The organism is Achromobacter sp. RT286_PF, from assembly GCF_059760425.1.
The window spans coordinates 1-9,237 of the sequence record NZ_JCBAMR010000073.1 but is presented as its reverse complement, the minus strand read 5'-3'; the positions used below and the strand labels follow the sequence as shown (position 1 = coordinate 9,237).

Here is a 9,237-nt window from a genome sequence, read left to right as displayed (position 1 = left end):
GGCCTGGCTTGGTCGGGCCGGGCCGGGCCGCCGATGATGCACCGCCTGTTGCCGGGTGTAGCCCGACGCGCCGTCGCCGTCAGGCGGTTTTCCGCACCGCCTCGGCCGGCGTCAGCCGCGCCGTTACCTCGTCCACCGACAGCACATCCCCAAAGAACAGCATCCAGCCCTGCAAGGCATGTTCGTGTTCGGCCGGCGTGACCGCCGCCAGCGCGTCGTCGACCATGATGGTGCGAAAGTCGCGCATCATCGCGTCGCGCGCGGTGGATTCGCAGCACACGTTGGTGACGGTGCCGGTGATCAGCAGCGTATCCACGCCCAGCCCGCGCAGCAGCGGTTCAAGCTCTGACGAGCCCGTCGCCATGGCGCTGTAGAAGCGCTTGACGACGCGCGGGTCGGCATCGTCCACGTGCAGGTCGGGGTGCAATTGAAACCCCGGCGAATCGCGGCGCAGCGTTTCCAGGCGCCGCTTGCTGCGTTCGGGCGTCAGCATCACCCCGTGGTGATGCGACCAGAATGCGTCGGCGTTGTCCGACGCCGTCTGCACCCACACTACCGTCCCGCCCGCCGCGCGCACCTTGTCGCACAGCCGGTTGATCGGCGCGATGATGTCACGCGCCGGGGCGCATTCGCCTTGATAGCCGGGCAGGGTGAAGTACTGCTGCATGTCGATCACGACTACCGCACAGCGCGCTGCCGGCAGAGTGTCGTAGGGATGCAGGCACCCTTGCCGGGCCACGACGCGGTCTTGTACCCATTGCGGAAATTCCATGACGCCTCCTTAGCCGTAGCGCCGCGCCACGGCGGCTTCGACGCGATAGATGATCAGGTACATCACGCTGGAGATCAGCGCCAGCATGGCAATTGCCGTCATGACGATGTTCAGCTTGAACACCTGGCTGCCGTTCATGATGAGAAAACCCAGGCCGGAATCGGCCGACTGGAATTCGCCCACGATCACGCCCACCAGCGCCAGGCCGATGTTCATCTTCACGGCCGCGATCAACGTGGGCACGCTGCCCGGCAGCACTACCTTGGTCAGCACCTGCCAGCGGCTGGCGCCAAAGGTGTGGGCAAGCTTGACCTTGTTCTGGTCGATGCCGCGAAAGCCCGCGTACACGACCATGATGGTGACGAACACCGCGATGGCGACCGCCATGCCGTACACGGCGTAGTCAGACCCCAGCCACAGATAGAAGATCGGCACGAAGGCAATCTTGGGCATGGCGTTGGCCACCACCAGGAAAGGGTCCAGCACCTTGTACAGGAAGTCCGACCACCACAGCGCGGCCGCCACCACGATGCCGATCGCCATGCTCAGGGTGAAGCCGACCAGCGTGGCCGACAGCGTGGTCATGATGTGCTTGGCCAGATGGCCGTTGTTCCACAGGTCGATAAAGGTGGGCCACAGCGCGCTGGGGTAGCTGGTCAGCAGCGGGTTCACGATGTGCATGCGCGGCAGGATTTCCCACGCGCACAGGAACACGATCAGCAACAACGCCTGGCTTAAGCGGATATTGCGCTTCTTGGCGCGGTCCCGGCGCAGGTAGTCCAGGTATTTGGCGCTGGGCGCGGGTACGGCGCGCAGGGGAACGGTGTTGGCAACGGGGGAATTCATCGGTCAGCCCTCCACGTGGACGTCCAGCTCATCCCAGAGCTGTTTGAAATAGGCGTTGAATTCCGGCCGCGAGCGCGCCTGGAAGGGCGTGGGACGCGCACCGTCGCCGTAGTGGATGCGGTACTGGCTTTTCAGCCGGCCGGGGCGGCGCGACAGCACGATGACGCGATCCGTCATGGCGATGGCTTCACCGATATCGTGGGTGACCAGCACCACCGTCTTGCCCTCGCGCCGCAGGATGTCCACGACTTCGTCCGAGATGGCCAGGCGTGTCTGCGAATCCAGCGCCGAGAACGGCTCGTCCAGCAAAATCACGTCCGGTTCGGTGACCAGCGTGCGCGCCAGCGCGGCGCGTTGTCGCATGCCGCCCGACAGCTGTCGCGGCGTGTGCGTCAGGAACGCGCCCAGCCCGCACTTTTCAAGAATGTGCACGGCGCGCGCCTCGCTGCGCGCGTCGCGCCGGCCTTGGATCTCGGCGCCCAGCATCACGTTGTCCAGGATGGTGCGCCATTCAAACAGATAGTCCTGCTGCAACATGTAGCCGATGCGCGGGTTCGGCTTGGTCACGCTTTGGCCATCGACCATGACGGCGCCCGATGTGGGCGGAATCAGGCCCGCAATCAACGACAGCAAGGTGCTTTTGCCGCATCCGCTTTGGCCGATCAGGCTGACGAATTCGCCCGGCGCCAGCGAGAACGACACGTTCGACAGCGCCTCGGTTTCGCCATCGGTCGTGAAGTACGACAGGCAGACGTCGCGCAGCTCGATTTTTGCCGTGGCGGTGGCCGGCTTCAGGTTATGGATGGCGGCTCCCATTACTGCACCTTGTTGGCAAAGTCGGCCACCACCACGTCCTCGTATTTCACGCGGGCAGAGTCCTTCATGACGGCGCTGGCGATCAGCATGTCCTGCAACTTGTTCATGGCCTCGGCGGTGACCAGTGGCGACGTCTTCCAGATCTGGTATTGCTTGTAGCGCTCGATGGCTTCCGTGACGGCGCCCTGGTCCATGCCCGGGAAGAACGTCATGATCTGCGGCGCCAGCGTTGCGGCCGGCGTGTCCTTCACGTACTTCTCGGCGCGCGCCACCACATTGGTCCAGGCCTGGATGACCTTGGGGTTGTCGCGGATGTATTTGTCGGTGGCGGTGAAGACGGTGTAGTCCACCTGGCCGACTTCATGGCCCACCGACGCGACGATGTACCCCTTGCCGTTGCGCACCAGCTCGCCGGCCTCGGGCTCCAGGAAGATGCCGTATTCACCCTGGCCCGCCATCCAGGCGCCCGCACGCGCCGGGATGCCGATGTTGTTCAGCAGCTTGACGTCTTTTTGCGGATCCAGGCCATGCTTGCGCAACGCGGTTTCCAGGAACACGATGGGGTTCGAGCCGGGTCGAAACCCGATGACTTCCTTGCCCTTGAGCATCGACCAGTCAAACTTGTCGACCGGCTTGCGCGCCAGCAGGAAGAAGCCATCGGTGGCGGTCAGCCCGGCAAAGATCTTCGGTTTGACCGGCGATTCGCTGTTCTGCACATAGATGGAAGCCTCGGGCCCGATCAGCACAATGTCCGCGCTGCCCGACAGCAAGGCGGTCATGCCCTTGTCGGTTCCCTGCGAGGTTTTCATGGACACGTCCAGTCCGGCGTCCTTGAAGTATCCCTGTGACAGGGCCACGTACTTGGGCACGTAAAGCACGGATCGCACCACTTCTTCGTAGCGCACCTTCACGGGGGGATTCAGGGCTTGGGCCTGGGCGGCCAAGGGAGCAAACAGCGCAAGCAGCGCCGCGCCCGCCAGGCGGGGAAGTGGCTTGGATTTCACGGGACTTTCTCCTGCGTCTTATATGGCACGCCGAAACCCGGCGCAGCATGGCCAATGGGGTTGAATCGACAGCAACAACAGGGAAGCCCGAACACCAGCAGCCCGGGCCGATAAGGCATGGATCGAATACTATATTCAAGCAGCGGGCGTAGACAAGCTTTTTGGGATTGGCGTTTTTCTCTATGGACGAGCGCTGGCGAAGCCCGGAAAATTCAGGGCTTGAATACCACTTGGTATACCAAAGGGGTTTTTGCCGGATTGTCGGCAGGGGGCTGGAGCCGGCTTGCCTGGGGCAATGCCCAGGCCACGGCGGCGTGCCGCAAGCGGGTCCCGGCAGCCGGCAAGATCAGGCGCGGCGGGGCGGCAAGCCCGGCGCGCGCCTGAACATCACCGCTGCTTCAGGCAAGCACGCTATTCAAGAACGCCGAGATATCGCGGACTTCTTCGGCGCATACCGAATGCGGCATTGGGTACGTGTGCCAGCGCACGTCATAGCCCAGGCGCTTCAATTCCGTCACCGACGCCTCGGCGCGCGCCAACGACACAACCGGGTCGTGCAGGCCATGCGCCATGAAGATCGGCGTGGCGTGGTTGGCGCTGTGGCGTTCGGCTTCGGCGGTGTTCAGCAGCGGCAGATAGCCCGACAGCGCCATCATGCCCGCCAGCTTTTCGGTCAGCCGCAAGCCGGTGTGCAAGGTCATCGCGCTGCCTTGCGAGAAGCCCGCCAGCACGATGTTCGACGTCGGGATGCCGCGCGCGTTTTCACGCGCGATCAGCTTGTGGATGGCGGCTTCGGAAGCGCGGATGCCCTTGGCGTCTTCCACACGGACCAGGTCCATGACCAAAATGTCATACCAGGACCTCATCGACATGCCGTTGTTGATCGTCACGCGCTGCACCGGCGCGTTCGGAAACACAAAGCGCACGCCCAGCCCTGCGGGCAGGTCCAGTTCCGGCACGATGGGGGCGAAGTCGTTGCCATCCGCGCCCAAGCCGTGCAGCCAGATGACGGCGTGCGTGGGGTTGGGGGCGGTTTCGATCTCGATGCAGTCGAGCAGGTCGTTGGAAGCGTTCATGGACGGCCGAAAAAAATCAAAAGGGGGAATCAGAGCGTCAAGGTCTTCAAGGCCTGGAACAGCGCGCGATAGTGCTTCTTTTGCGGCTCCTGGCCTTGCAGCAGCGAGGCATTGCCCAGCTTTTCCTTGCGCGCGGCGCGGATCAGCGTGCGCAATTGCTGCGCATCCGCTTGTGGATTGTTCGCCAGCAGCTTGGTCAGCGTGTCGTCGTCGTCCAGCAGGCGGTCGCGCAGGGCTTCCAGCCGGTGCATGGCGGCGGTTTCTTCGCGCGAGCCGTTTTCCCACACATCCAGCTGGGCGCGGATCTCGTCGGCGGGCGCGTCGCGCATCAGCTTGCCCACAAAGTGGATCTGCCGGCGGCGGCCTTCGCGGCCCGTCGTGCGCTGCGCCGTGCGGATTGCCTCATAGAGGCGCTCGGCCAGCGGCAATTGCTTGAGGCGGTCGGGGGACAGTTCGATCAGCTGTTTGCCCAGGTCCAGCAAGGCGTGCATTTCACGCTTGACCTGGGACTTGCTGGGACGGTCGTAGCCGTTCTCGTCGTAACCGTCGTCGACGGATTCTTCTTCAGTATGGGAATTCATGGAAAACTGCGCAATGACAGACTTGGCTATGATAACCGTCTCTGCAAATTGGACAGCAATGGTTAAAACCTCCTCATCCTTGCCGCTGGCGGCGAATCACGCGCGTTTTTCCGAACTCGTTGAGCAAACCCTCGCCTACGCGCGCCAGATTGGCGCTTCGGACGCGGCGGCGGAAGTCTCGGAAAGCCTGGGGCTGTCGGTCTCGGTACGCAAGAACGACATCGAAACCGTTGAGCAGACACGCGATCGCTCGCTGGACCTGACGGTCTACGCCGGCCAAAGCCGCGGGTCGGCCTCGACGTCCGACTTCTCTGAAGCCGCCCTGCGCCAGACGGTCGAAGCCGCCTGGCACATCGCCCGCCACACCGCCGCCGATCCGGCCGCCGGCCTGCCCGACGCCGACCAACTGGCCACGGAATTCCCCGACCTGGACCTGCACCACGCCTGGACGGTGTCCACCGAGGAAGCCGCCGAACTCGCCTTGCGCGCCGAACGCGCGGCGCGTGACGTCGATCCGCGCATCACCAATACGGATGGCGCCACCGTGGGCACCTACGAAGGCCAGTTCGTCATGGGCAACAGCCGTGGCTTTATGGGCGGCTACCCGTATTCGCGCCACAGCCTGTCCGTGGCGCCTATCGCCGGCCGGGGCAACGGCATGCAGCGCGACTACTGGTACACGTCCGAACGCGATCCGGCCAACCTGGCATCGCCCGAAGCCATCGGCCGCTACGCCGCCGAACGCACGTTGTCGCGCCTGTCGGCCCGCCGCATTCGCACCGGCAAGTTCCCGGTCCTGTTCGAAGCGCCCCTGGCGCTGGGCCTGGTCGGCGCGCTGACGCAAGCCGTCAACGGCGGGGCGCTGTATCGCAAGGCCAGCTTTCTGCTGGACGCGCTGGGCAAGCCCATTTTCCCCAAGCACATCAACCTGACCGAAGACCCGCACATCCCCGGCGCGATGGGCAGTTCGCCGTTTGACGACGAAGGCGTGCGCACCCGCCGCCGCAACGTCGTGTCGGCCGGCGTGCTGGAAGGCTACTTCCTGTCCAGCTACACCGCGCGCAAGTTGGGCATGGCCACCACCGGCAACGCCGGCGGCTCGCACAACCTGGTGTTCAGCTCCACCCTGACCAAGCGCGGCGACGATTTCGAAGCCATGCTCAAGAAGATGGGCACGGGGTTCCTGGTCACCGAGCTGATCGGTCAGGGCGTCAACTACGTCACCGGCGATTACTCGCGCGGTGCGTTTGGCTACTGGGTGGAAAACGGCAAGATCCAGCACGCGGTGCAGGAAATCACCATCGCCGGCAATCTGGCCGACATGTTCCAGCAGATCGTTGCCGTGGGCGCGGACACCATTTCGCGCGGCACGAAGACCACCGGCTCGATCCTGATCGAGCAAATGGCCATCGCCGGCACCTGAGCCATGAGCGCGCTCGCGGGCGCGCTCATCCATCCTGCCGAATGCATTGGGATGGGGGCCGCGCGGCTGGGGAATTCCTCTAGCGCCCGGCACGGCCTCACCGTGTAATATCCGGCGGGTATTGCTCGACGTACCCCGAAGCTGCTGAGGAGCATTGCGATGCAACGACGTTCATTCTTGAAGCATGCCGGACTGGGCGCCGTTGCAACCGGCGCCGCCGTCAGCGCGCCTGCGTTCGCGCAAGACATGCCGTCCTTGAGCTGGCGCCTTGCCTCTGCATTTCCCAGCGCGCTGGACTTGCGCATCGGCGCAGGCGAACAGTTTTGCAAGTTCGTCACGGAATCCACCGGCGGCAAGTTCAATATCCGTCATTTCCCGGAAGGCGAAATCGTACCGGCTACCGACTTGCTTGAAGCCGTCTCCACCAACAAGGTGGAATGCGGACACGGCTCGTCGCGCGCCTATCACGCCAAGAACCCCGCCTTTTGCTTCGATGCCGCCGTGCCCTTCGGGCTGACGGCGCGCCAGATGAATGCCTGGATGAGCGAGGGCGACGGCCTGCGCCTGACCCGCGAACTGTTCAAACCCGAAAAGATCATCAACTTCCCGCTGGGCAATACCGGCGCCCAGATGGGCGGCTGGTACACGCGGGAAATCAAGCGCCAGGCTGACCTGAAAGACCTGAAGATGCGCGTCTCCGGCCTTGGCGCCGACGTGCTGGCCCGGCTGGGCGTAGCGCCGCAGCCGGTCACCCAGGTGCCGCTTGCCGAGGCCTTCGACAAAGAAGGGCTGCAAGCCATCGCGGGGGCGGGCGCCTATGACGACGCCAAGCTGGGCTTCAATAAAGTAGCTAAGTATTACTACGGACCCGGGTGGTGGGTGCCCGGCGAGCAGCTGTCGCTATATATCAATGACGACGCCTGGAACAAGCTGCCCAAGCATTACCAGTCCATCGTGCAGGCTGCCGCCTTGGCCGCTCATGTGTCGCTGACCGCCCGCTACGACGCGCGCAACCCCTCAGCGCTGGCGCAACTGGCGGCAAGCGGCGTGCAAGTGCGCGCTTTTCCGCGATCCATCATGGACGTGGCATTCGAGGCCACGCAGCAGGTCTACAAGGACTTGTCGGCCAAAGACCCGAAATTCAAGGCAATACACGACAGTTACATGGGCTTTCGCGACAGCGAAATGCCGTGGGTCCGCCTGACCGAAAACGCTTACGGCCAGTACGTGGCCGTGGCGTTGTCGGGACGGTAGAAGGAGGGCGCCGGACGCCGAATGGCATTCGGTGCAAAGTAGGGTTTTTGCTAGTAATAGCGCATTTTTTACAAAAAAATGGGCGGTTTTCGGGCTTTTCTCGAACCACATTCGAGTTTCGGCCTGATACAAAGGAGTAATATCCCGGGTCTTGACGCGCAATCATGGCGCCTTTAGGCGGCATATGACGTCAATCCGGCGGGATTACACCAGCCCGGATTACCAATATTCCGAGACAGACTTTAAGGTGGTATCAACCATGCAATCCAAGACCAAGAAGCTGCTGGCTGCGCTGATCGCCGCTGGTATCGTCCCGGCTGCGCACGCGGCTGACATCAAGCTGGGCGTGGCAGAAGCCCTGTCCGGCGGCGCCGCCCAGTACGGCGTGTCGATCCGTAATGGTTTCCAGCTTGCCGCTGATGAAATCAACGCTGCGGGTGGCATCAACGGCAACAAGCTGGTGCTGGTTGTCGAAGACGAACAAGGCAAGAAAGAAGAAGCCATCAACGTCTTCAAGAAACTGATTTTCAAAGACAACGTCCTGATGGTCTTTGGCCCGACGCTGTCCAACTCGGCCCAAGCCGCTGACCCGATCGCGCAAGCGGCCAAGACGGTCGCCTTCGGCACGTCCAACACCGCCGATGGCATCACCTCCATCGGCAACTACGTGTTCCGCAACTCGGTCACCGAAGCCGACGTGCTGCCGGCCACGATTTCCACCGTCAAGGCAAAGACCGGCCTGAAGAACGTGGCCGTGCTTTACGGTAACGACGACGTCTTCACCAAGAGCGGCTACGACAACTTCAAGAAGGCCCTGGAAGACCAGAAGATCCCGGTCACCACGACCGAAACGTTCGCCAAGGGCGACGTGGACTTCAAGGCCCAGCTGACCAAGATCAAGGGCACCAACCCCGACGCCATCGTGCTGTCCGCACTGCTGGCCGAAGGCGCCCCGATCATGGTGCAAGCGCGCCAACTGGGCCTGAACGTGCCGGTCATCGGCGGCAACGGCATGAACTCGGTCAAGATTTTCGACCTGGCCCCTGGCGGCGCATCGAACAATCTGTGGATCGGCAGCCCGTGGTCGATCGAGAACAAGGCCCCCGAGAACGTCAAGTTCATCGACGCCTACAAGGCCAAGTTCAACGGTTCGCCGGACCAGTTCGCGGCTCAGTCGTATGACGCCATGTACATCGTGGCCCAGGCACTGAAGAACACCAAGATCACCGGCGAATTGCCCAAAGACCGTGCCGCGCTGCGCGACGCGCTGCCGTCCGTGACCTGGACCGGCGCCACCGGCGCGTTCAAGTTCCGCCAAGCCAACGACCGCGCCGGCAAGCCCGCCGGCTACGACGCCGACCAGGCGCCGATCGTCAGCGTGACCAAGGACGGCAAGTACGTCATCGAAAAGTAAGCGCTACGCATCCCCGCGCGGGGGGATGCGCCTTGCGGGCAGCCCACAGGC

Annotated in this window: 9 protein-coding genes; 3 read left to right on the top strand and 6 right to left on the bottom strand. The window is 63.4% G+C overall.

The window, feature by feature from the left end:
• Positions 1–79 precede the first annotated feature (79 nt).
• From AC6LJY_RS27735 to yjgA, 6 genes are all read right to left on the bottom strand, one after another.
• Positions 80–772 carry an isochorismatase family protein gene (locus AC6LJY_RS27735; protein ID WP_485857293.1) on the bottom strand — a complete coding sequence of 231 codons (693 nt, stop codon included), beginning with the start codon at positions 770–772 and terminating at the stop codon, positions 80–82.
• Between the two features lie 9 nt (positions 773–781).
• Entirely contained in the window at positions 782–1,618 is an 837-nt protein-coding gene (locus AC6LJY_RS27730) for an ABC transporter permease (RefSeq protein ID WP_046806096.1), read from the bottom strand.
• A gap of 3 nt (positions 1,619–1,621) precedes the next feature.
• Positions 1,622–2,434: an ABC transporter ATP-binding protein gene (locus tag AC6LJY_RS27725; RefSeq protein ID WP_104145173.1), complete on the bottom strand. Its 813-nt coding sequence runs from the start codon at positions 2,432–2,434 to the stop codon at positions 1,622–1,624.
• The gene (locus AC6LJY_RS27720; RefSeq protein WP_319309010.1) at positions 2,434–3,438 is read right to left on the bottom strand and encodes an ABC transporter substrate-binding protein; all 1,005 of its coding nucleotides are present in this window, start codon (positions 3,436–3,438) and stop codon (positions 2,434–2,436) included. Before AC6LJY_RS27720 ends, AC6LJY_RS27725 begins: the two co-directional genes overlap by 1 nt.
• A gap of 398 nt (positions 3,439–3,836) precedes the next feature.
• The gene (locus tag AC6LJY_RS27715) at positions 3,837–4,514 is read right to left on the bottom strand and encodes an alpha/beta hydrolase (protein WP_219991665.1); all 678 of its coding nucleotides are present in this window, start codon (positions 4,512–4,514) and stop codon (positions 3,837–3,839) included.
• 29 nt (positions 4,515–4,543) lie between these two features.
• A complete protein-coding gene (yjgA, locus tag AC6LJY_RS27710; RefSeq protein ID WP_046806100.1) occupies positions 4,544–5,095 on the bottom strand; it encodes a ribosome biogenesis factor YjgA in 552 nt (183 codons plus the stop codon).
• 58 nt (positions 5,096–5,153) lie between these two features.
• Here yjgA and pmbA point away from each other — a divergent pair, with 58 nt between their 5' ends.
• The 3 genes from pmbA (at position 5,154) to AC6LJY_RS27695 (ending at position 9,186) form a co-directional block, all read left to right on the top strand.
• The gene (gene pmbA / locus AC6LJY_RS27705; protein ID WP_046806101.1) at positions 5,154–6,518 is read left to right on the top strand and encodes a metalloprotease PmbA; all 1,365 of its coding nucleotides are present in this window, start codon (positions 5,154–5,156) and stop codon (positions 6,516–6,518) included.
• Positions 6,519–6,677: 159 nt separating this feature from the next.
• Positions 6,678–7,772, top strand: coding sequence for a TRAP transporter substrate-binding protein (locus AC6LJY_RS27700; RefSeq protein ID WP_498137216.1), 1,095 nt, complete (start codon positions 6,678–6,680; stop codon positions 7,770–7,772).
• A gap of 259 nt (positions 7,773–8,031) precedes the next feature.
• Positions 8,032–9,186: an ABC transporter substrate-binding protein gene (locus tag AC6LJY_RS27695; protein WP_006226687.1), complete on the top strand. Its 1,155-nt coding sequence runs from the start codon at positions 8,032–8,034 to the stop codon at positions 9,184–9,186.
• Positions 9,187–9,237: the final 51 nt, after the last annotated feature.